General features: G+C 57.8%; 16 protein-coding genes and 1 pseudogene. 6 read left to right on the top strand and 11 right to left on the bottom strand.

All coding sequences use genetic code 11. From position 1 onward, the window contains the following. Positions 1-178: 178 nt before the first annotated feature. Together AC3ISI_RS16595 and AC3ISI_RS16590 are read right to left on the bottom strand one after the other, a co-directional pair. Positions 179-483: pseudogene (locus AC3ISI_RS16595) on the bottom strand (hypothetical protein); the annotation flags it as partial. Between the two features lie 66 nt (positions 484-549). Further along, on the bottom strand, positions 550-888 hold the full coding sequence (locus AC3ISI_RS16590; RefSeq protein ID WP_489332904.1) for a hypothetical protein: 339 nt from the start codon (positions 886-888) through the stop codon (positions 550-552). A 305-nt stretch (positions 889-1,193) separates the two neighbouring features. Between AC3ISI_RS16590 and AC3ISI_RS16585 the strand changes: the two genes are divergently transcribed. From AC3ISI_RS16585 to AC3ISI_RS16565, 5 genes are read left to right on the top strand one after another with little or no spacing between them, the layout of a single operon-like run. Beyond that, on the top strand, positions 1,194-2,666 hold the full coding sequence (locus tag AC3ISI_RS16585) for a cytochrome c oxidase subunit II (protein WP_489332903.1): 1,473 nt from the start codon (positions 1,194-1,196) through the stop codon (positions 2,664-2,666). 49 nt (positions 2,667-2,715) lie between these two features. Beyond that, the gene (gene ctaD / locus AC3ISI_RS16580; RefSeq protein WP_489337732.1) at positions 2,716-4,491 is read left to right on the top strand and encodes a cytochrome c oxidase subunit I; all 1,776 of its coding nucleotides are present in this window, start codon (positions 2,716-2,718) and stop codon (positions 4,489-4,491) included. Next, entirely contained in the window at positions 4,488-5,180 is a 693-nt protein-coding gene (locus AC3ISI_RS16575; protein ID WP_489332902.1) for a cytochrome c oxidase subunit 3, read from the top strand. The genes ctaD and AC3ISI_RS16575 overlap by 4 nt, the downstream gene beginning before the upstream one ends. 6 nt (positions 5,181-5,186) lie before the next feature. Continuing rightward, positions 5,187-5,900, top strand: a complete 714-nt coding sequence (locus tag AC3ISI_RS16570; protein ID WP_489332901.1) for a heme-copper oxidase subunit III family protein — start codon at positions 5,187-5,189, stop codon at positions 5,898-5,900. A gap of 13 nt (positions 5,901-5,913) precedes the next feature. Further along, positions 5,914-6,231, top strand: coding sequence for a cytochrome C oxidase subunit IV family protein (locus tag AC3ISI_RS16565; protein WP_489332900.1), 318 nt, complete (start codon positions 5,914-5,916; stop codon positions 6,229-6,231). Positions 6,232-6,263: 32 nt separating this feature from the next. On the opposite strand, the gene AC3ISI_RS16560 is transcribed toward AC3ISI_RS16565, so the two are convergent. The 4 genes from AC3ISI_RS16560 to AC3ISI_RS16545 all read right to left on the bottom strand — a co-directional run bounded on the left by AC3ISI_RS16560 (position 6,264) and on the right by AC3ISI_RS16545 (position 12,928). After that, positions 6,264-6,824, bottom strand: a complete 561-nt coding sequence (locus AC3ISI_RS16560; RefSeq protein WP_489332899.1) for a magnesium transporter — start codon at positions 6,822-6,824, stop codon at positions 6,264-6,266. 257 nt (positions 6,825-7,081) lie between these two features. Beyond that, a complete protein-coding gene (locus AC3ISI_RS16555; protein WP_489332898.1) occupies positions 7,082-7,372 on the bottom strand; it encodes a hypothetical protein in 291 nt (96 codons plus the stop codon). Positions 7,373-7,575: 203 nt separating this feature from the next. After that, entirely contained in the window at positions 7,576-8,253 is a 678-nt protein-coding gene (locus AC3ISI_RS16550; RefSeq protein ID WP_489332897.1) for a DUF3313 domain-containing protein, read from the bottom strand. Positions 8,254-8,368: 115 nt separating this feature from the next. Beyond that, entirely contained in the window at positions 8,369-12,928 is a 4,560-nt protein-coding gene (locus AC3ISI_RS16545) for an autotransporter outer membrane beta-barrel domain-containing protein (RefSeq protein WP_489332896.1), read from the bottom strand. 156 nt (positions 12,929-13,084) lie between these two features. Between AC3ISI_RS16545 and AC3ISI_RS16540 the strand changes: the two genes are divergently transcribed. After that, entirely contained in the window at positions 13,085-14,821 is a 1,737-nt protein-coding gene (locus AC3ISI_RS16540; RefSeq protein ID WP_489332895.1) for a response regulator, read from the top strand. 7 nt (positions 14,822-14,828) lie between these two features. On the opposite strand, the gene AC3ISI_RS16535 is transcribed toward AC3ISI_RS16540, so the two are convergent. The 5 genes from AC3ISI_RS16535 to AC3ISI_RS16515 form a co-directional block, all read right to left on the bottom strand. After that, positions 14,829-16,322 (bottom strand): aldehyde dehydrogenase, encoded by a 1,494-nt coding sequence (locus AC3ISI_RS16535; protein WP_489332894.1) that lies wholly within the window; start codon positions 16,320-16,322, stop codon positions 14,829-14,831. After that, positions 16,315-17,268: a DMT family transporter gene (locus AC3ISI_RS16530; protein ID WP_489332893.1), complete on the bottom strand. Its 954-nt coding sequence runs from the start codon at positions 17,266-17,268 to the stop codon at positions 16,315-16,317. The genes AC3ISI_RS16535 and AC3ISI_RS16530 overlap by 8 nt, the downstream gene beginning before the upstream one ends. A 114-nt stretch (positions 17,269-17,382) precedes the next feature. Continuing rightward, positions 17,383-18,795: an aspartate aminotransferase family protein gene (locus AC3ISI_RS16525; protein ID WP_489332892.1), complete on the bottom strand. Its 1,413-nt coding sequence runs from the start codon at positions 18,793-18,795 to the stop codon at positions 17,383-17,385. 11 nt (positions 18,796-18,806) lie between these two features. Beyond that, positions 18,807-20,264 (bottom strand): APC family permease, encoded by a 1,458-nt coding sequence (locus AC3ISI_RS16520; protein WP_489332891.1) that lies wholly within the window; start codon positions 20,262-20,264, stop codon positions 18,807-18,809. Positions 20,265-20,557: 293 nt separating this feature from the next. Next, positions 20,558-21,691 carry an AraC family transcriptional regulator gene (locus AC3ISI_RS16515; RefSeq protein WP_489332890.1) on the bottom strand — a complete coding sequence of 378 codons (1,134 nt, stop codon included), beginning with the start codon at positions 21,689-21,691 and terminating at the stop codon, positions 20,558-20,560. Positions 21,692-21,850 lie beyond the last annotated feature (159 nt).

Below are 21,850 nucleotides of genomic sequence, written 5' to 3'. Positions count from 1 at the left end.
GGACAATGACAAGAGCAATGCAGCCTGTCGCCAGGACAAGCGCAGTAGCAAGCAAGAAACACGCAGCAACGCTCGGGACATCAAATATTGATCGTTAACATAATTCCCGCTCCCGTCCGCTTGGCAACAGGCCAAAGTGCGGACGCTGTACGCCCGAGATAATGTATTGGCAGCGCTAGGCTCCTAGCACACAGGCTTTGATTTGCGCGGTCTCATCGGCACTGAACGGTCGTGAAACGTTGCGAATAAAGTAGCGGCATCGGATGCCGATTGCGCCTGAAAAATTGCGTCGACGGCCGCCACCAGCGCAATCAGATCGTTCACCGACTGGTCGCGTTCGGCTGGTGAGCGCTTCTCGTGTTCCGACTTCCGTTGCAGTTCATCCACTACGACGTGCCGGCTTTCATCCTTCCAGTGAAACTTGAAGACATCCTTGAACAGTGGGCACAGTTCCTCGAACGGTGCGATGCTCTGTACGTCGTGCCCTGGAATTCACAGACAGAAGCGGACCCTGGGAGCCTCAACCGTGCGGCAGAGAAACCCCCGCCGCTACTCAAGCAGCTGATCGATCAACACCGCGTTGGTATAGATCAAGCTGCCATCGCTCGAACGGTGCCCGACCAGATGAAACTGGCCGCGGTCTTCGTGCAAATAGACACGCATTTGGCAGTCGGACAAAGGGGCGTATCCCTCGGGCATGATCAATTCCATCGAGTCCATATCGACATCGACCATGGCTTCAGGCTCATGGGTTTTCTGCAAGCGCTCTTCGGCCGCCTCCAGACGGAGATGGAGAGGTCCGTCGACGTAGAAATGGACTTCGCCCATCGGGGTGGATTTTTGGGTGCCGCTGGTTTTGCACCAGCCTTCGATCGTCAGGGCACTCATGACGAAACCTCCCATGTGGTTTGCTGGACTCTGTAGCTATCGTTCCTGTTTCTTACGTTTGACGACTATACAAGGGCAGGGTTCGTCCGTTGGGGCTGCTTCTGGCGGATCTCTGCCGTCTGTCATCAGAAATTAAGTATAGCTGGCAACCGGAACGCCCTTGCCAACCTCACGGTACAAGCCGATGGCTCTATACTTCTTACAGACTTTACCGCCCGTATGGGTGGTATTTGTCTGCCCTGCTTGGACGTCAGTGGCGATGCTTTTGCATCGCCAATGAACAACAGGAATAGGATGAAGAGGAAATGGCAATAGCAATTGTCTTGATACTAATCGTTATTGCATCAGTGCTATTCCACATACTAGCGCCCTGGCATGCGACACCGGCAGCTTCCAACTGGGGTTCCATAGACACCACCCTGTTTCTCACCTTGATCATTAGCGGAATATTTTTCATTGCCATCACAGTATTTATGGCTGTAGCGGTGATGCGGTATCGTCACAAAGAGGGGGCCCGGGCGGCCTACCAGCCAGAAAATAAAAAGTTGGAAGCATGGCTAATTATCGTTACCTCGGTGGGTATTGCCGGGATGTTGGCGCCAGGTCTGGTTGTTTACAACGATTTTATCCGGGTGCCAAAAAATGCTTACGAACTTGAAGTGGTCGCCCAGCAGTGGCAGTGGGCCTTTCGTTTTCCCGGTCAAGACGGAAAACTGGGAAAATCGGATGTTAAGTTTATTGATTCCACCAATCCCCTCGGCCTTGATCCCAAGGATCCTGCAGGGCAGGACGATGTGCTTGTCATAAATAATGAAGTTCACCTTCCGCTCGATCGGCCAGTGAAAGTTCTACTGCGCTCTAAAGATGTTCTGCACGATTTCTATGTGCCGCAAATTCGCAGCAAGATGGATATGGTGCCAGGGATGGTGTCGTATTTTTGGTTTACGCCGACTAAAACCGGAACATATGAAACCCTGTGCGCTGAATACTGTGGTGTAGGTCATTACAATATGCGCGGTCATATGATCGTGGAAGAACAGGGCGTCTTCGATCAATGGCTAAAAGGCCAACCGACTTTTGCGCAAACATTAACGACCGTTGCCAAGCCCAGTCGGGACAGCGTGCTGGAAAAAGGTCGCCAGTTGGTCGAAAAGCTCGGCTGCAGTGCCTGCCATAGCCAGGATGGCACAGCCAGTCTCGGTCCGGGATGGAAGGGACTGTATGGCCGCACTGAACAACTTGCCGATGGCACTCGTGTGCTGGTCGATGAGGCCTACCTGAAAGAGTCGATTCTCGAACCTAAGGCCCGATTGGTACAGGGCTACCCGCCGATCATGGTGACCTATACTCTCAATGACGATGAACTAGGCGCACTCGTCGCCCTGATCAAATCACTGGGTGCCGCGCAGCAAGACAATGAACCTTCTGCCAGCGAAGCGTCGGGCCCAGGTGACGACCTGGCGGCGCAGGGACAGCGGCTGGCCGGGTCGTTTGGCTGTCTGGCCTGCCACAGCGTCGATGGCACCAAGGGCATCGGCCCCAGTTGGCAGGGCCTGTATGGCAAGACAGAAACGCTTGCCGACGGTACGAGTATCAAGGTCGATGAGGGCTATATAAAAGAATCGGTGCTTAATCCCAGCGCCAAAATCGTCAAGGGCTATGCGGCCGTCATGCCGGTCTTTGCTCCGAGTGACCAGGAATTGAACGCACTGATCGCCTTTATCAAATCCAAAGCGAATGCCGACGCCGATGCGAGCAAGGCGGAGCCAGGGAAGTAGCCGTAAAGCAGCCAGGAATGCACCGAAACTTCGACAGGAGGATGACGTGATGGCCTATGCGGAGCAAGCCGAAACAGAAGCACTGCACGAACCCAAAAGTTTCCTGACCAAATATATCTGGAGTCAGGACCACAAGGTCATAGCTGTTCAATATTCCTTGACGGCTCTGTTCGTGGGTCTTATCGCGGTGGTGTTGTCCGACTTGATGCGCATGCAGATAGGCTTCCCTGGTAGTTTGGCGTTCATGGATGCCAGTACTTATTATCAGGCGATGACCATGCACGGCATGATCATGGTCATTTACTTACTGACGGCGTTGTTTCTGGGTGGTTTCGGCAACTATCTGATCCCGCTGATGGTGGGCGCCCGCGACATGGTCTTCCCCTATGTCAACATGCTGAGTTACTGGTTCTACCTGCTAGCGGTCCTGGTATTGCTCTCCAGTTTCTTTGTTCCGGGCGGCCCCACCGGGTCGGGCTGGACGCTTTATCCGCCACAGTCCATTTCACAGGGGACACCGGGCGTCGAGTGGGGCATCGTCCTGATGCTCGTCTCACTGGCGATTTTTATTGTCGCAGCCACCATGGGTGGCTTGAATTACGTCACCACGGTGTTGCAGGCGCGCACGCACGGCATGACTTTGTTTCGCATGCCGCTCTCGGTTTGGGGAATCTTCATGGCCTCGATCATGGCCTTGTTGGCCTTCCCGGCGTTGTTTGTCAGCGCGGTCATGATGCTATTCGACAAGCTGTTGGGCACCAGCTTCTTTATGCCGGCGATGATCTCGCTCGGGCAGCAGCTCGATCACCAGGGTGGTAGCCCAATATTGTTCCAGCACCTGTTCTGGTTCTTCGGCCACCCGGAGGTCTACATCGTTGCTCTCCCTGCGTTTGGTCTGGTCTCCGACTTGATCAGCACGCATGCGCGTAAAAATATCTTCGGTTATCGAATGATGGTGTGGGCCATCATTGCGATTGGCGTACTCAGCTTTGTGGTCTGGGCGCACCATATGTATGTCAGCGGGATGAACCCCTACTTTGGCTTTTTCTTCGCGTTTACCACCTTGATCATCGCGGTGCCGACCGCACTGAAAGTCTACAACTGGGTCCTGACCCTGTGGCGGGGCGATATCCATCTGACCGTGCCGATGCTGTTTGCCCTGGCCTTTATCGTCACCTTCCTGGTCGGCGGTCTGACCGGGTTGTTTCTCGGCAATGTGATCGTGGATATTCCGCTCTCGGACACCTATTTCGTCGTAGCGCATTTTCATATGGTCATGGGGGTTGCACCGGTACTGGTGGTGTTCGGCGGCATTTATCATTGGTTTCCGAAAGTGACCGGGCGCATGTGGAATGACACCCTGGGCAAGCTGCATTTCTGGATTACCTTTCTGGGCACCTACGCCATTTTTTTTCCCATGCACTACTTGGGATTCCAGGGCATGCCACGCCGTTACTATGCCTATGAAAACTACGCGTTCATCCCGCAGTCGGCCCATGATTTGAATGCTTTCATTACGGTGGTCGCATTGATCGTCGGGGTTTCCCAACTGCTGTTCCTGTTCAACCTGGCCTGGAGTGTATTTAAGGGCAAGCCCGCAGGCAGTAATCCCTGGGGGGCGGCCAGTCTGGAATGGCAAACGCCGAACACCCCGCCGATACACGGTAACTGGGGCGCGAAGCTGCCGGTCGTGCATCGATGGGCCTATGACTACAGTGTGCCGGGGATAGAGCAGGATTTCGTACCGCAAACGGTCTCCGCCGAAGAGCTGGAGCACATGCGGCAACTGAGTGCGGGAGCCAAGATAGCGGACGTTAAAACATGAGCAGGTTGCTATTGAGAAACGCCGACGGCGCAGGCCCCGGCGGCAGTTGGAATCGCGATCCCGGGGATGCTCAGTCCGCCGAGGGTGCCGATAGAAGCCAAATCGCAAGAGTGGGCCTGCGCTTGTTTCTGGCGGTGGTGAGTTCGTTATTTTTTCTCTTCCTGATCGCCTTTATTGCCCGTTCACAAATGGCCGACTGGCGGCCCCTGACGGAGCCCTTGGCGCCGTTAGCCAATCTCTGGCAGTTATGGCTGAATTCGGCTTTTCTGGTATTCAGTTGCATCGCATTGCAGTGGTCGTGTATGGCCGCCCGACGGGAGCGACGGGGTGCAACAGTCATTGGTTTTGCATTGGGAGGCGTGTTTGCCATGGCCTTTCTGGCGGGACAACTCTGGGTCTGGCAGCAGTTTGTCGCCTGGGGCTACTTTGTTGCCAGCAATCCGGCCAACAGTTTCTTCTACCTGTTGACCGGCATGCATGGCATCCACCTGCTGGGCGGGCTGATAGCCTGGGGCATCATCGTTGCTAAATTCCTACATCGCGTGCCGTTGCCGCAACTGCGCGTCGGCGTAGAGCTTTGTACCCTCTATTGGCACTACTTGCTGGGTCTTTGGTTCGTGCTATTCGCTTTGCTGGCCAGCACGCCGCAAACCTATGACGCGATCGCCAGATTCTGCGGCCTGAGGTGAAAAGCCATGGCATCGCACCCACTTGCCCCAGGCGAATCCAGTTCATCCAATCCACCAGACTCTCTGCCTGCACCGGGATGGCAAGGTATCGCCAGCGATTGGTCCTCGGATAGAGAGGCCTTCAAGCAGGTCCCTTGGGGCAAGGCGATGATGTGGATATTCCTGCTCAGCGACACTTTTATATTCACCTGTTTTTTAACCGGCTATATGTCGGTACGCATGACCATCACCACGGCTTGGCCAAACCCCAGTGAAGTGTTCGCATTGACGATCGGCGGTAAAGAAATCCCGCTTATTCTGATCGCGATCATGACCTTTGTGCTGATCAGTAGCAGCGGCACCATGGCCATGGCCGTTAACTTCGCCTATCGCCGTGATCGCGCGAAAACCACGGCCCTGATGCTGGCGACCGCTGCCTTGGGTGTGACCTTCGTCAGCATGCAGGCTTTTGAATGGAGCAAGCTCATCGCAGAAGGGGTACGTCCCTGGGGAAATCCCATGGGCGCAGCACAATTTGGTGCCTGCTTTTTCATGATTACCGGTTTTCACGGACTACATGTGTCAATCGGCGCCATCTACCTCAGCATTGTGGCGATAAAAGTATTGCGGGGCGATTATGAGCGCTCCGGAAACTATCAGAACGTCGAGATAGCCGGGCTTTACTGGCACTTCGTGGATTTGGTGTGGGTGTTTATTTTTGCTTTCTTCTATTTATGGTAGAGGAGCACGGGTGATGGCACATGCTCAGAGTCAGCAACATCCAATCAGTTTGTACCTGAAAATCTGGGGGCTGTTATTCGTCCTCAGTACGCTGTCGTACCTTGTCGACTATTTCCATTTCCATGGCTACCTTCGGTGGTCCCTGATTATCACTTTCATGTTGTTGAAGGCAGGTTTAATTGTCTCCATCTTCATGCATATGGCCTGGGAGCGGTTGGCCATGGTCTACGCCATATTGGTGCCACCTTTGTGTTTGCTGGTGCTCGTCGGACTGATGGCCACCGAGGCAGACTATGTTTTCCTCAGCCGGGTCATTTTCTTTGGCCAATAAGCAGCTTTCGGATGGCCCTGAGTCTCCGGGAGTTAACCTGATATCACTCGTTTGAACTGATGCCATTTGTGCTGACAGGCGACAGTCCAGTGGGGGGCTGCCGTTCCCGTGCCGGCGATCTTGAGCCTTGGATGATGTCCGATTACCTGGTCCAATGCCAATTCTTGATTCGGTTCAACATCCACGAAGAAGATATGTTTGCCCTCTTTTACTGCCTGCTTGAAATTGCGGAAGTGAGTGTTCGGCACCTGGAAGCCAAAAAAGCCGCCTTCCCAGATGCAGAAGCCCAAAATAACAATGGCAAGGAAGATAAAAGGCATCCAGCCTGCGGGGGATTCGGTCCAGCCCAGCCAATAGGCGCCACCCAGGACCAGTGCTGCGAGTGGCACACCGATCACCGCACCAATCTCACCAGAGTGAACAGCATCTTGTTCCATTAACGAGTTAACCTCGTGGAGGTGATGTTGTTCAACATCAGCAACTTTTTCACTGAGCACATGAATCTGTTCGGAATTGATGCCGCTGGCTTCCAATTCATATTCAACGGTTTCGAGATCGTTGAGATTGTCACTGATGTAATAGTGTCGATTCATGCCACACCTCCCATCTCGTGTTAGCTGTAGACCTCCTCTGTCCGGCAGCGGTTAACAAGATTTGCAATCGGTATCTGTACCGTGGCGAAGGTTGCACACTTCATGCAATCTGAACGAAGTATAGCACTCGCTATCATGCGGACCGGTCGGCATCAGGGCTTGGCGCACCCCGAAGAATTCTGCACCGCTGCATCGCCAGCAAATTAGCCCAACGAGCTCGAAACGCGCCCAGAGTCCGGACGATCCCTGTGCGCCGCCTAGTTGATCTGCACGATGACTGGACCTTCCGTTACGATCGGCGGGTTCGCGTGGATATTCGAGGTATTTTTCTGAATCCAGTCACGCGCGACTTTCAAGCTCGCATCACTGCCGGCCTTGTCCGTGCAAACAGTCACCGCCGTACCACCATCACCCGTATTCAGCAGTGTGTAGCTTACGAGGCCAGGCACCGTCCGCAAGGTAGCTTCGATGTCGACGTTACGCTCTTCTAAAAGCTCGAAAAGCTGCTTTGCTCCAGCACCCAGGTAGGTTCTTATAACTGCATACATGATCGTCTCCTCTGGGAGTACCGTCCTGATGCCAACCCGGATCCGTTGAGGGTCGCAATCACTCAGGTTTCAGTTCGCCCTGATTTATTAAGCTTAGCCAAACGCTGGCGACAATCGAAATGCAACGACCACCGGCCAGTGCCGGGGATGCAGCGGTCGGCAGGACGCTAGCGGAGGGAGAAAAAAGGAAAGTTCTGTAACGGTCAACTGTGGATGAACGTCCAGAGATCGGTATTCAGTTTGTCGATAGCTGCTTTAAAGTCCTTGATGGTGATTGCCTGCTTGTCGTTCTCCAGCGGGGTGCCGAATACCTTGCGCACCACTTTGACGACGGTCTGATGGGTTCTCGCGTCGATGAACTCGGCTTCGATGTACAGGTTGGTGTCTTGATCCCGGTGACCGGTGGCGGCCTGTGTCGCTCCGACAACGGCCGCGATCGGCATAATTTCATACCACTTCATGCCTTCGTTCGAAGCGCTGACACCAGTGATTGCCGCACGCAGGACCAAGGGGTGTGACCCGGCCGGTGCCGCGGCCGCGCTAGACGCCCTCCGGTATTTTTGGCCCAGTATGCTTTTGGCTTTCCTCGACATGTAGTTCTGCAACTCGGCGAGCGTCTGCTGATTGACCCGCTCATTGGGTTTCGGCGCGGGATAAAATTCCAGCGTTCTGAATGCAATGGTGTCATAAGCATTCGGGTTCCATGACGGGCTCACCCAGCGCATGGTCTTTTCACCTGTGGCGGTGGTCACCTCTTCCAGGTTGTTGTAGTTGGACAGGAACCCGGAGTACTGCTCGCGCTCAGTGACTTGGGAGGTGCAAGCGCCGAGCAGCAGGCAGGCCAGAGCGACGCCAACAAACAGTTTATGGGCCAAGGTCATAGTGGGTTCACTCCACGATTAAGTCGGTGTCCTCGTCCAGAGCATAGGTCGCTCGCGGGGTAATGTCGCTCTTCGTGATGAATAGAAAACGCCCGGTTGAACCGGGCGTTTTTGCTCAAAACTTCACCTTGATCCCAAGTATGCCTTCATAGCTTCGGCTGTCTTCGCCAAAGGCTTTCTGATAGCCAAGCGAGCCAGTGACGGTGGTACGTTCATCAACCTGATAGTCGACGCCCAGATTAAGTTCGCCCCATGTGCCGCTCATGTCGGTGCCGAAGGGAACATAGCCGTCGGCGGAAGAAAACTCGGTCTTGGCGCTGCCTTTGAACTCGTGCCAGACGCTCGGGCGAATCCATCCGTTGGTGCGATGTACCTTGCCTTTGTCGTCCTCGCGGAACCAGTCCTTGTCGATACGCACACCAAGGCGGCCAGTCAGGGAGTCCACATCCTCGAAGCGCACCTGGGCGGCGGCGTCATGGCTGTTGTCGATCCGGACTTTGCTGACGATCACCTGGGCTTGTGGCTCGACGTGCAGGTTTTTGTCTTTTTCGGCATGGAACGGGTAGCCGCCTTCCAGGGAGGCGGTGACCCCGCGGCCGCGGGTCTTGAGCGCGTCCATGTCGTTGGGGGTTGCCTTGATGTCGAAGCGGTTGAACTGAAGCACGCCGTCCAGGTACCACCCTTCAGGGCCGAAGTGCGTCCAATAGCCACCAACACCGTAGGCGTGCAGCAGGTCGTCCCCAGCGTTGGCGCCATCACTGTGCTCAATGCTGCCGGCGATGCGGCCGATGTTCAGCGACAGGCCAGCCTGGTCAGTACTGCCATCGACGTCTTCGTTACGGTACAGATCGGCACCGACCTGGAAAGCCTGAATCCGGTAGTCGGAGCGTACGTTATCGCCCAGTTCGTCATTGCCCTTGCGATGGATCAACCGGCCCCAGCCCAGGCTGGGGCCGTAGCTGTCGACTGCTTCCGCAGGCAATGCGTCGGTGGCCAGTCGGCGTTCTTCGCCGACGCGTTCATGCAGGGTATCGACCATGGCATGGCTGTAGTGCAGGAGCATCGAAGGCAGAGCGCGGTACAGCGAGGTTTCCGCGCGGTAGTTGGGCACTTGCCGGACTGGCGCGAGCGGTTGCTGCGGTTGCACCACCGGTACCAACGGATTGGACGGAGTAATCGGGGTTACTGGAACCTGCGGGTCAATCGGGACGACCGGCACCACTGGTTCAACTGGTTCAACTGGGTCAACCGGATCGGCGTCTCGGGTCGAACGCAAGTACCAGGCTTGGGTGTTGCTGCCATCCTGGCTGGCGCGGTGCAGGCTGTATTCGTAAGGGCCGGCCTTGACCCTGCTGAGCAGGCGGAACGCATCGGGCGTGGTGGTCGCACCGTTGACTGCATCGACCACCAGGATGCCATTACCTTGGGTCACGGCACCGGGCCCCCCCGCATTCTTGATCAGCAGATTGCTGTTGCCGTCGGCCTTGCCGCCGTTCACCACCAGTTTGTCGGAGGGTGAGCCGTCGGTGTAAAGGTAAGTGTTCAGCGCGAAGGTGCCGTTGGCGCCATGATAGTCGTTGACCGTCAGATTCTTGAATTGCCCGCCCAGCGGCGCGCTGAAGTCGATCAGGCTGGACTCATTGCGCAGGGTACCCAGATTCGATTCTCCGGTCAGGTTCCACAGGCTGGTATCGCGCAAATTGACGGTGGAGTGGCTGTCGCCAGCAGTACGGGCCGAGCCGTTGAGTACCGAGCCAGCCACATCGATATTGGCATTGCCGGCGCTGGCCAGCGAGCGGCCGACACCTTGCCACAGGCCAGTGCCCATATCAGGCACCTGGCTGCCATCGCTGGCCAGTGCGCGGTCGACATTCAACCACTGACCGCTGCCACCCACGATGCTGTCGTTCAACTTGATATCGGCCACGCCGGCGACGGCAACGGTCGCGCCCTCCCGGTTGTGCAGCACGCTATTGTCCACGTTTGCCTGACCTTTGAGGGCGTCGGTGCCTTGGCTGTACAGCGCCGCAGCCTGGCCGCCATCGGCATTGATGGTGCTGTGGGTGACGTCCAGCACGCCACCGTTTTTGGCCACCAGAGCATGGGCCAGGTCACCGTGGGTGTTAACCGCGACCTGGTCGAGTTGCACGCCGGCCTGGTTGTTGGCCAGCACGCCGAGAGCGCTGTCGCCGTGGGTGCTGACGGCGCTGTTGCTGGCGCTAAGCTGTGCCCCGGATTCTGCTTGCAGGCCATGGGACAACTGGCCTCGGGTGGTGAGCGTGGAATCGATCAATTCGAGGGTGGCGGTAGCGGTTTGGTACTGACGGCTGACCAGTGCGCCAGCGGCCTGTTGACCCAGGGTTTCGACACTCACGTTGCGGGCAGTCAGACTCACTTGGCCGGGTTTGAGTGTACCGATGCCGGCGTACAGGCCCGTCGAGTATTGCCCCGCGGTTTTCACCGTCAGCCCCTCCAGCCGCATGCTGCCGCCATCATCCACCGCAGCTCCATAGGCTTGGCTGCCGAGGGTCTGCACGCTGGTGCCATACGCATTGAGCTGGGCACCTTCGTTACGCGAGACCAGGGCGTGGGGGAAGGTCAGGTTCGATTGCACCGGCGAACCGTTGCCACTGGTGGTGACCGATCCACCGTACAAGGTAATGGTCGAACCGGTATCCGCCACAACACCCATGGCATTGTCATCACCCGAGGTCCGGACGGTCAGGTTGCGGGCGATCACCGTTGAGCTGCCGGCACTGAGCCCGGCCGAGTAATTGCCTTGTGTGTCGATCAGGCCGTTGTTGAGTTCCAGGTCGGCACCGGCGAGGGCCCGTACGCCATAGCTGGTTTTTTGTGTGGTACGCACTTCGCTGTCGTTCAGGCGCAGGCGCGAGCCTTGGCCTTCAACCAGCGCGCCGATACCCCAGGGGCCGACTGCATTGGCCGCAGGGTCGAGACGGATGTCGCTGCTGCTCACTTCGACACTGGCACCACCGTTGACATAAACGCCATGGGCGCGGGCACCACCGACGTCGATGCTGCTACCGGTAACGGTGGCCCGGGAACCATTGCCTTCGGCGCTGACGCCGTGGCTGAAGGTTCCCTGGCTCGACAACTCGCTGCCCACGATGCTCACGGCACCGCCATCCATGGCGCGGGCAGCCGAGGCGAAATCAGCGACGCTGCCAGCGCCTTTGAGCGCTACGCTGCCTTGGTTCAACGTGACCTTGCTGCCACTGCCTTCGGCACGTATACCGCCGATGTAATTTCCGATTGCGCTGGAGCGGACAGCATCGGCCAAGATGCTGGCACCACCCAGTGCGTGCAGCACGGCGGTGCTGGAGGTGCTGGTCGCGGCACCGGTACTGGTGAGCTCGCTGCGCTCAAGCTGGATGTTTGCACCCGCTTCGGCGCGGGCACCGCTGGCAGAGACGGCACTGCTGCGTACCGTAACGTCGGCCGCATCGATCCGGCTACCACTGCCGCTGGCCAACAACCCGTGGCTGATGCTCAGGGTTTTCTCACCCAGCGGTGCCGAAGCATTGCTGATAGACGCGCCACTGGTGCTGACTTGCGTACCTTGACCCAGCTGGATACGGGCGCCGTCTCGCGCCCAGGCACCGACCGCGCCTTTACCGGCAGTCGTAATGGAACCGTTGTTGAGGGAGATCTGACTGTTGTTACCCGTCGCCAGCAGGCCATGGCCATACACCGCGCTGCCGGTATCCAGAGTGGCCGCGTCGAGGTCAATACGCGCACCGTTCTCGGCACGGGCGGCGTTGGCCTGGGCACCACTGGTGGTGACGCTGATCTGGCTGGCGCTAATCTGGCTACCCACGCCGTCGGCCTTCAGGCCATGGCTGCCGGTGGTTGGGCTGTTGGCACCACTGGTCGTGAGGGTGCTGCCCTGGCCGAGCGTGATTTTTCCGCCGTCCTGGGCGAGCGCAGCGATCGAGCCCTTGGATTGGGTGCTGACCGAACCACCGAGGAAGTCGATGCGGCTGCCCGTGCCCGAGGCCACCAGCCCTTGGTTGTTCAGGCCGTTAACGCCACCACCGAGGGTGAGGGCGCTGTCGCGCAGCGATACTTGACCACCCGCCTGCGCACTGACCCCCGTCATGTTGTTCGCGGTGATGATGGCCCCATTTGTAGCCTTCGGAACCAGGTTGACGGTTACCCCCGTGCCGCTCAACTGGCCGCCGTCCCGTGCCAGCAGCGCTGTTTGCTCATGGGCATTGGCGGCGGTCAGTGCTGTGCTGTTGACGGTACCGCGCTCGAAGCCGACGCTGCTTGCCGCTTGCGCCAACACTCCTATGGTACGGGTTGCACTCAGGTTGACGGTGGCGTCGTCATGGGCGCCAACGTTGGCAATGCCAATACCATTGGCGCTGGTAACTACCAGCGGGGCGGGTGCGCCCAGCAATTGTCTGGCGAAAACCTGCGGTGCCTGCTCACCGGCGCGCATGGCGATCAGAAGGTACGACGGGGCAGCGATGGCAGCGGCAGAGGAGGATGGGGCAAAGTCGTCGGCGGAAAGCTCAACGGCATTCTCCTCGGCTTCGGCTTCTGTCACGCAGAAGGCGAAAACACCGGCCAAAAGCAGGCTGATGGCACACCCCAGGCGGGTACGTTGAAAGGCCGGATGGGTGGATGGTTTATTGTTGGAAGTGGTCATGGCAGCCTCGCGGGCGCTGGAAAGTAGATGCCAGCAGTCTGCTCGTCGGGGATGGCCGGGGATGTCGGAGCCGTTTCAACGTGGTTGTAGGAGTGACTCTCTATTGTTGCCCTGGTCTATGCTTGGGCACAGGAACCGACTCATAGGGAAAAACACATGGGCACTGTGCTGCTCGTGGACCATCTGCCCATCGTTCGCAATGGTCTGCGGGCGTTGCTTGAGCGTGCAGGCCATACCGTGCTGGCCGAAGTCGACAATGGCCAGGATGCGCTGATGCAATGCCGCCAGTTGCACCCGGATATGGTGATCATCGAGTTGTTGGTCCCGCGTCTGGGCGGTCTGGATCTGCTGCGCCGGCTACGGGCCAGCCACGAAGGCATCCAGTTGCTGGTCTATAGCGTCCAGGAGGCCAGTCTCTACGCCACCCGTTCGCTACAAGCCGGGGCGGATGCCTATGTCAGCAAAACCGACGCCGTGACAGAACTGGAAAGTGCGCTTCTGGCGCTCAGCCATGGGCGCCGTTATTTTCCGCGTGAAGTCGCCCGTCAGGACGCCCAAAGCATGCGCGGTGAGGGTGAGAGCGAACTGGAGCAACTGTCTGGACGCGAACTCACGGTTTTGCAGATGCTCAGCCAAGGGCTCAACAACAAAGACATCGCCGAGCAATTGAGCCTCAGCTACAAAACGGTGAGTACCTACAAAGCGCGCCTGCATCAGAAACTCAAGGTCAGCAGTGATTTCCAGTTGCTGGAAGTGGCCCGTACGTTTGGCTTGGTCGCGGGTGAAGAGCCCAGCGTGGGGCAGGAGTCCATCCTCGATCCGCAACTGCTGCGTGAGTACGATTTGTTGCGTGCGTTGCTCGATTCGGCGCCATATCCAATGTTTGTGCGCGATCTGGAAGGACGCCTGCTGATGTGTAATCGCCGTTACCTGGCTTACACAGGTGAAAGCTTCGAGAACATTCGCGGCACTACGCTTGCGCAGGCCATGTGGCTTCCGGCGCAGATGCGCCAGCCCTCACAAATGCGTTTGCGCGAAGCGGTCATCCGCGAAGAACCCTTCGTGGCTGAAGTCGTTGTTGAGTACGACGGGATACCGATCGCCATGCATATCTGGTGTACACCTTTTCGTAACGAGGCGGGCAATCTGGTCGCCCTGTTCGGTGGCATGCGCGATCTTACTGAGCGCGACAGGCTGCTCACCACATTGCGTCACGAAGGTGCCGAAGCGCGTTACGAGAGTCACCTGAAAAGCTCCACGCTGGCGGCGGTCAGCCAGGAGTTGAAGGTGAAAATAGAGGCGATGCAGAAAGGCCTCAAGGCTGTGCTGTTGTCAGACGTCGACCACCCTGAACGCATTCTGAACGAGCTGACCCCGCACCTCGACAGCATGCGCCATTCCCTGGCCAGGCTCGACGACTGGATAATGCTGGATGCGCACGATCAGGAGGCACAGCGTGAGGCCCATAACCTGGGAGTGCTGACTGAAGAATTGCTCGGGCCGATACGCCAGCAGCTCGAATCAAAGGGCTGTCAGTTGAATCTTGGGCCGGGCCTGCAGGCCTTGAAAAGCGCCTGGATCGATGTCCGACATTACCGGCAATTGCTGGAAAGCCTGTTTGCCTACCTGTTGCAGGGAACATCGCCACCTGGAATTTCTTTGGTTCTGACGACGCGCATCCTGCCTCGTGGTTTTCTACGCCTGAGTCTTGAATTGTCGCCTTGGCATGAGCCGGGCGAGGAGGCCCCATCAGCCCAGTTGGCGTATGCCAGCATCCAGCGCCTGGTGCTAGTGCTGCAAGGCAAGGTGCAGACCGAGGCCAGTGCGGATGGCGAGGCGCTTGTGTGGCGCCTTGACCTGGATCTGCCACAAGACTTGGGCTCCTCACAATAGGGATGTTTTACAACTTGATCCAGGTCGCCTTCAGCTCGGTGTACTTGTCGAACGCATGCAACGATTTGTCGCGACCGTTACCCGATTGCTTGAAGCCACCGAATGGCGCGGTCATGTCGCCGCCAGCATACTGGTTGATCCAGACGCTACCGGCGCGCAACGCCTTGGCGGCCAGGTGGGCTTTGGAGATATCGGCGGTCCATACCGCAGCGGCCAGGCCATACGGGGTGTCGTTGGCGATATTGATGGCCTCTTCGACGGTGTCGAAGGTTATCACCGAAAGCACTGGGCCGAAGATCTCTTCCTGGGCGATTTTCATGGCATTGCTGACGCCGTCGAAAATGGTTGGCTCGACGTAGGTGCCACCGGTTTCCTGCAGCGTGCGCTTGCCACCGACCAGCAGCTTGGCGCCGTCGTTGTGGCCGGCCTCGATGTACGACAGCACGGTGTTCATCTGCTGGGTATCGACCAGAGCTCCGACATTGGTGTCCGGGTCCAGCGGATTGCCCGGCTTCCAGCCCTTGAGGGCTTCGACCACCATGGGCAGGAGCTTGTCCTTGATCGAACGCTCCACCAGCAGACGCGAGCCGGCGGTGCAGACTTCTCCCTGATTGAAGGCAATGGCGCTGGCCGCCGATTCGGCCGCAGCCTGCAGGTCCGCAGCATCGGCGAAGACGATGTTCGGGCTCTTGCCGCCAGCTTCCAGCCAGACGCGCTTCATGTTCGACTCGCCGGAGTAGATCATCAGTTGCTTGGCGATCTTGGTGGAACCGGTGAACACCAGGGTATCGACGTCCATGTGCAGGGCCAGGGCCTTGCCGACGGTATGGCCGTAACCTGGCAGCACGTTCAGCACGCCAGCCGGTATACCGGCTTCAATGGCCAGTTGGGCGATACGGATGGCGGTCAGCGGCGATTTTTCCGAAGGCTTGAGAATCACCGAGTTACCGGTCGACAGCGCCGGGCCCAGCTTCCAGCAGGCCATCATCAGCGGGAAGTTCCATGGCACGATGGCGGCAACCACACCGACCGGCTCGCGCGTCACCAAGCCAAGCTGGTCATGGGGGGTGGCCGCGACTTCGTCGTAAATCTTGTCGATGGCCTCGCCGCTCCAGCTCAGCGCTTGTGCCGCACCCGGAACGTCGATGTTCAGCGAGTCGCTGATCGGCTTGCCCATGTCCAGGGTTTCCAGCAGCGCCAGTTCTTCGACGTGCTGCTCAAGCAGGTTGGCAAAGCGGATCATGGTCGCCTTGCGTTTGGCCGGCGTCAGGCGCGACCAGACACCGGAGTTGAAGGTGCTGCGGGCACTTTCCACGGCGTGTTCTGCGTCGATAGCATCGCAACTGGCGATATGCGCCAGGTGGCGTCCGTCGACCGGGCTGATGCACTCGAACGTGGCATTCGACACTGCGGCGGTGTACTCACCATTGATGAAGGCACGGCCTTCGATTTTCAGGTCCTGGGCACGTTGTTCCCAGTCAGCACGAGTGAGGTCAAACATGGCGAATCTCCTTGTTTTTGTCGATAGTCGAAGACAGCGGCTTTTGGCCGGGAACGCGAAATCGAGGTATCGATCCACGCTTAATCAAGGCGCACGCCACTCCCGTCAGGGTCAGTGCCAAGGCGGTAAAGTCGCGTACGCCGATGGGTTCGCTGAGCATCGCGGCACCGGCGAGCACACCCACGACAGGGGTCAGCAAGGTGCTGATGGAGGCCGTGGCAGGGGGCAGCCTTTGGAGGGCCGAGAACCAGGCGATATAGCAGATCCCCATCGGCACCAGTGTCATGTAGATGAACACTGACCAACCCACCGGCGTGACTTTTGCCAGGTCAGGGCTTTCTATTAGCCAGCCATAGACAAGCATTGGCAAGCTGCCAATCCCCAGTTGCCATACCGCACTGGCCAGTGGGAGCAGCGTCGGCGCTTTCAACGCTACCGTCGCCAGCGCAAACAGGACCGCAGCCGCCAGGGCAAAGAAAACGCCAGGCGCTTTGCTCATGTCGAGGGAAGCATTCTCTGCACTGAACAGCGTCAGTACACCCCCGATGCACAGTCCCAGCCCCAGCAGGCTCGCCGGGGACGGACGACGGCCTGTGATTGGCCAGGCCAGCAGAACGGCCCAGACGGGCATGGTATAGACCAGTTGCGCGCCCTGACCTGCGCTGAGCCATTGCATCGACAGCGTCGAAAAACCCATCCAGATGCTGACATTGAAGAAGGCTGATACCACCAGCCGTCGGTATTGATCTCTGGGTACGCTGAGCGACTGACCGCAGAGTGTCGCAACCACCGCCATGGACAGCGAGGCGCAAAGGCCGGCGCCGCCGCGTGAGAACAGCGGGGTGCATTCTTGGAGCAGGAGTTTCATAGCCGGCCAGTTGAGCCCCCACCCGATTGAAGTCACGAGCAGGCAGAGCAGGCCAAGGTGTGCGGATCTGGACTTCATAAGGCGCGGGATACCCAGCGGTAGGTCAACACGTGCGCCACCAAGGCGCACGGTCGAGCATTGCCAAAGAACATGAGCCGAGCAGCACTGACAGGAACTACACGGCCACGCGTGTTAGTCGAAGCCGATGTTGATCTGTTGGCCAAGTACGGTATCCAGTTGCGCAACCAGCCAATCGATCTCATCTCGCGCGAGGATCAGCGGGGGAGACAGCTGAATGAGCGGAGTGCCCTCATGGTCAACGGCGACGCGACACAGCAAACCGGACTTGAACAGCGCCGGCGCAAGGCGTGTGGCGACAAATTCCGTGGAAGGCACAGCGCAATTCCAGCTGCGGCTGGCTTTGTCGGTCACCAGTTCCAGGGAGTAGTGGTAACCGTCGCCACGCACGTCGCCGACAATGGCATGTGCTTTGAGTGCTTCGAGCTTCGCACGGAAATAGTCCTGATTGCGCCGCACATTTTCGAGAACGTTTTCGCGTTCCATGATCTCGATGTTGGCAAGGGCCGCGGCACATGCAGCCGGGTGACCGCCATAGGTCAGGCCATGCAGAAACATCTTCTGCGGACCGTTCAGGATGGGCTCCATGACGGCATCACTGGTGATCATTCCGCCCAGCGGTATATGGCCTGAAGCGATACCTTTGGCGAACGTGATGATGTCCGGCTTGATGCCGTAGCGGGTTGAACCGAACCATTCGCCGAGGCGGCCAAAGCCGCAGATAACTTCGTCGGCGACCAGGAGCACGGCGTATTTATCGCACAGGTGGCGTAAACCTTCGGCATAGCCAGCAGGCGGTGTCAGGCTGCCGCCAGCATTTTGCAGGGGTTCGATGAATATCGCCGCAACGGTGTCAGGCCCTTCCTGAATGATCAATGATTCGATTTCATCGAGCAGAAACGCCGTAAATTGCGCTTCGCTTTCGCCTTCCGGGCGTTTGTAGCGCTTGGTGTTGGAAACATGCCGAACACCGGGCAACAAGGGTTCAAAGGTTTTACGGAAGTTGGTCATGCCGTTTAGTGACAGCGCGCCATAGCTGGTGCCATGGTAGGACACGCGTCGGGCGATGAACTTGGTTTTGGCGTGGTCGCCTCGGGCCAGGTGATATTGCCGGACCAATTTCATCGCCGACTCATTGGATTCCGAGCCGCTTGAGGTGAAAAAAACCCGGTTCATTTCTGGCGGAGCCAGCGCTGCCACTTTCGCCGCTAGGCGAATGGCCGGCTCGTGGGCATAGCTCCAGTTACTGAAGTAAGGGAGCTGGCTCATTTGACGTTTTACCGCTTCGCCAATTTCTGCCCCATGGCTGTAGCCGACATTCACGCAGAACAGGCCCGCCAACCCGTCGAGATAACGGTTGCCGGATTCATCCCAGACCCAACAGCCTTCGCCACGGCTCATGATGGTGAGTGGGGTGTTGTCGTAATACGCGGCGTGGGTGAAGTGCAGTAGTAAATGCTTCTTCGCCAAGGCCTGAAGTTCATCCGTTTTGCTGGATGGAGCGATAACGTTCTCAAGGATAGTCATGGTGCGAGCCTCTATGCGGATTTGTGCAGCGCCCGGGTATGGGTGCAGTCATTGAATGCGTGTTCGTCGTCGTGTTGATGCAATTGAGGGGTGGGGCGGCGAAAGCCTTTGGTCAACCAGAGCAGATAGAGCAGGCCGCCACTGAGCCAGGCCAGACCCACTTCGAACGTGGTAGAGGAAAGGCTGGTCCAAAGCCACAGGGTCAGAATCAGGCCGACCAAGGGGATCAAGCCGTAGCGCAGAAGCGTCAGTGGTCCACGCAGTCCTTTGTCCCAGAGGTAGTGCTTGACCACGGAGAGGTTGACGAAAGAGAAGGCGGTCAGCGCGCCAAAACTGATCATGGTCGAGGCCAGGTCCAGGCTGATCACCAAGGCAGTCAGCGACACCAGGCTCACTACCAGGGTGGCTGAAACAGGTGTGCCGAATCGCTTGCTGGTCAGGCCGAAGATGCGCTTGGGCAACACACCATCACGGCCCATGGCAAAGAGAATGCGTGAGACGCTGGCTTGCGAAGCCATCGCGCAGGCGAAACACCCGGCGACGTAGATAGCCGTGAAAAACGCCGACATCAGCGACCCGCCCACTTGTTGCATCACCTGCAGGCTCGCCGAGTCGGCGTCCTTGAATGCATGCCAGTCCGGGAATACCAGGTGGCCGACGTAGGCAATCACTATGAACAGAAAACCACTGAGCAAGGTGCACAGCATGATGGCGCGTGGGAGGTTGCGCGTTGGGTTTCGGGTTTCTTCGGACAGCGTCGAGACCGCATCAAAACCCAGGAAGGACAGGCAGAGCGTTGCGGCACCGCTGAACAGCCCTTGATAGTCCATATCAGGACTGAAGAAAGGTTGGGTCAAAGATACCGTCGGTGAGTGGGTAATCGAGACAACAGCGACTGCAATGAAGACGGCGATGAAGACGACCTGAGCACTGATCAGGGCGAAATTGACTTTGGCCAGCAGCTTGATGCCCAAAACGTTCAGCACCAGTACAGCCAGGATACTGGCGACGATCCACACCGACATGGGCACGCCAGGAAAGTACTGGGCCATGTAAATGCCGATGACCAAGTAGCAGATCATTGGCATGAACAGGTAGTCGAGCAGCAGTGCCCAACCGACCATGAAGCCGATTTTGCCACCGAAGGATTGACTGGCATAGGCGTACGCCGAGCCGGCATAGGGGAGGGAAGCGGCCATGCGTCCGTAACTGTAAGCGGTGAACAACATGGTAATCAGGGTGACAACGTAAGCGGCGGGCAGGTGCCCGGAAGTTGTCTGGGTGACCAGGCCATACGTCGTGAAGACGGTCAGCGGTACCATGTAGGCCAGGCCAAACAGGACGAGTGAAGGTAACCCCAGGACGCGTGCCATGCGTCGTGAAGAGGTCGCATTTGCGGGGGAGTCGTGCAAGCCGAGCGTGCTGGAGAAATCATCGAGGGCTGAGCCCTTTGCGGCTATCTCATTCATGCTTCTTATTCCTGTACGTGGTTAGGGTCCAACGAACGGGCGGCGTCTAGGGTCGCCTTATGCACGTTCATTCTCTGGGCGACCCAGCGAGTGAAGTCAGAGTCAATGAGGACAAAACAGGGGATAAATCCGGACAATAGAGTTCGCTGGTGGAGCTCGTCGACAAGCCGTTTTTTTTGTGCATGAACCCTGCGGGCACGAGGAGGCCAAGTGATCCGCGAGTCTCACTTGGCAATCGGTGAACGTTAAGTCGGCGATGGCATCTTGAGGAGTAAAAGCGAGCGCAGGCGTGATCAACTGACTGTCTGGTGACGGTATTGGCTGGGCGATAAACCGGTCCAACGGCGAAAGGCATGGCGGAAACTCGCGATATCGCTATAGCCGAGGAGTTCCGCGATTTCCGCAATTTTCATCCCGTCGAGCAGCAGTTCCTCGGCCCGCTTCTGGCGTGCCTCGTCGAGCAATTGCTGGAAAGAAATATTGATCGACTTCAGACGCCGCCGCAGCGTCCGTTCAGTGAGGAAAAAATGCTCGGCCACGCGCCCCAGTGTGTTGAATTCACTTAGGTCCCGTGTCAGCAGTTCGCGAATCTGCGCGATGAGGCTCTTGGAGGCCTTGGCGGTCCAATCGCGCTCCATGTCCAGGCACTGCTGGTAGAGCGCCTCGCCGCTGACGGCATTGGCCAATGGCCCACGCTTGCGAAATAACGGGGTGGGGAACGTGATGGCGTTTTCCGTAGCCCCATAACTCACGCTACAACCAAACAGCTCGGCGCAGAAATCATGATGTGACGGGTAGTTGTGTTGCAGCGAAACGTCCATCGGTTGTACCGGGTGCCCGGCAAGGTCTCCGACTATCACCATGATCGCAGCGAGCAGCATGTCCGTGCATAGAGGTTGGAGGAGTTTCGAGTAGTTGTAATCACCAATGACGATCACCGTCCTGTCGCCTTCCTCTCGCGTCGAGACGGTAAAGTACAGGCCCATCAATAGCGGGAAGGTGCTCAAGCAATTGATGGCATCCTGAATCGTTTCGCTGACCAGCATTGTGTAGCCCGGCAAACCGAAACAGGAAACATGCAGGCGTCGTCCGATCTCAAGCCCTACCGTCGCATCACCACTGAGCGCCATGAGGTTCTCGAATACTTTCAGCTCTTGCTCTCGGGTAACGCTGGTGGAAGGGGAATGCAGGCGCTCCACCGGTAAATGACAGTCTCGTAGAACGGCTTCGACACTGAGGCCCCGCTGCCGAGCAAGATCGACGGCCAATGCGATGACATGCGTCGTTGCGGGTATCTGTCCGGGATGTACGGATTGCAGGAACAGACGTGTTTCATTCTCCTGTTTGAGCAAAGGGTATTGAGCGGTTACACAACGGCCTTTGAAGCACGTATCAGAGGAAGAAGTCAGTAGTCGTGAATGTTGCATGAATGCCCCACGAGCGGATTGCCAATATTGGCAAACCGGGTTGGTAGCTTGCCGAATTCCCGGGCTCTTCAGTCGGAAACAGTAAGTTCGAACTGTTTCCGACTGAAGGGATGCAGTAAGGCAAAGCAATTTCTACACCATAAATTGATGCGTTCAGCG

Source organism: Pseudomonas sp. GL_139_B, from assembly GCF_057834475.1.
This window is presented reverse-complemented; position numbering and strand designations above follow the sequence as displayed.

Excerpts from the sequence above, each read along its gene's own strand:
- AC3ISI_RS16590 (WP_489332904.1), bottom strand. The coding sequence starts at position 888 with ATGAGTGCCCTGACGATCGAAGGCTGGTGCAAAACCAGCGGCACCCAA.
- AC3ISI_RS16585 (WP_489332903.1), top strand. The coding sequence starts at position 1,194 with ATGGCAATAGCAATTGTCTTGATACTAATCGTTATTGCATCAGTGCTA.
- ctaD (WP_489337732.1), top strand. The coding sequence starts at position 2,716 with ATGGCCTATGCGGAGCAAGCCGAAACAGAAGCACTGCACGAACCCAAA.
- AC3ISI_RS16575 (WP_489332902.1), top strand. The coding sequence starts at position 4,488 with ATGAGCAGGTTGCTATTGAGAAACGCCGACGGCGCAGGCCCCGGCGGC.
- AC3ISI_RS16570 (WP_489332901.1), top strand. The coding sequence starts at position 5,187 with ATGGCATCGCACCCACTTGCCCCAGGCGAATCCAGTTCATCCAATCCA.
- AC3ISI_RS16565 (WP_489332900.1), top strand. The coding sequence starts at position 5,914 with ATGGCACATGCTCAGAGTCAGCAACATCCAATCAGTTTGTACCTGAAA.
- AC3ISI_RS16560 (WP_489332899.1), bottom strand. The coding sequence starts at position 6,824 with ATGAATCGACACTATTACATCAGTGACAATCTCAACGATCTCGAAACC.
- AC3ISI_RS16555 (WP_489332898.1), bottom strand. The coding sequence starts at position 7,372 with ATGTATGCAGTTATAAGAACCTACCTGGGTGCTGGAGCAAAGCAGCTT.
- AC3ISI_RS16550 (WP_489332897.1), bottom strand. The coding sequence starts at position 8,253 with ATGACCTTGGCCCATAAACTGTTTGTTGGCGTCGCTCTGGCCTGCCTG.
- AC3ISI_RS16545 (WP_489332896.1), bottom strand. The coding sequence starts at position 12,928 with ATGACCACTTCCAACAATAAACCATCCACCCATCCGGCCTTTCAACGT.
- AC3ISI_RS16540 (WP_489332895.1), top strand. The coding sequence starts at position 13,085 with ATGGGCACTGTGCTGCTCGTGGACCATCTGCCCATCGTTCGCAATGGT.
- AC3ISI_RS16535 (WP_489332894.1), bottom strand. The coding sequence starts at position 16,322 with ATGTTTGACCTCACTCGTGCTGACTGGGAACAACGTGCCCAGGACCTG.
- AC3ISI_RS16530 (WP_489332893.1), bottom strand. The coding sequence starts at position 17,268 with ATGAAGTCCAGATCCGCACACCTTGGCCTGCTCTGCCTGCTCGTGACT.
- AC3ISI_RS16525 (WP_489332892.1), bottom strand. The coding sequence starts at position 18,795 with ATGACTATCCTTGAGAACGTTATCGCTCCATCCAGCAAAACGGATGAA.
- AC3ISI_RS16520 (WP_489332891.1), bottom strand. The coding sequence starts at position 20,264 with ATGAATGAGATAGCCGCAAAGGGCTCAGCCCTCGATGATTTCTCCAGC.
- AC3ISI_RS16515 (WP_489332890.1), bottom strand. The coding sequence starts at position 21,691 with ATGCAACATTCACGACTACTGACTTCTTCCTCTGATACGTGCTTCAAA.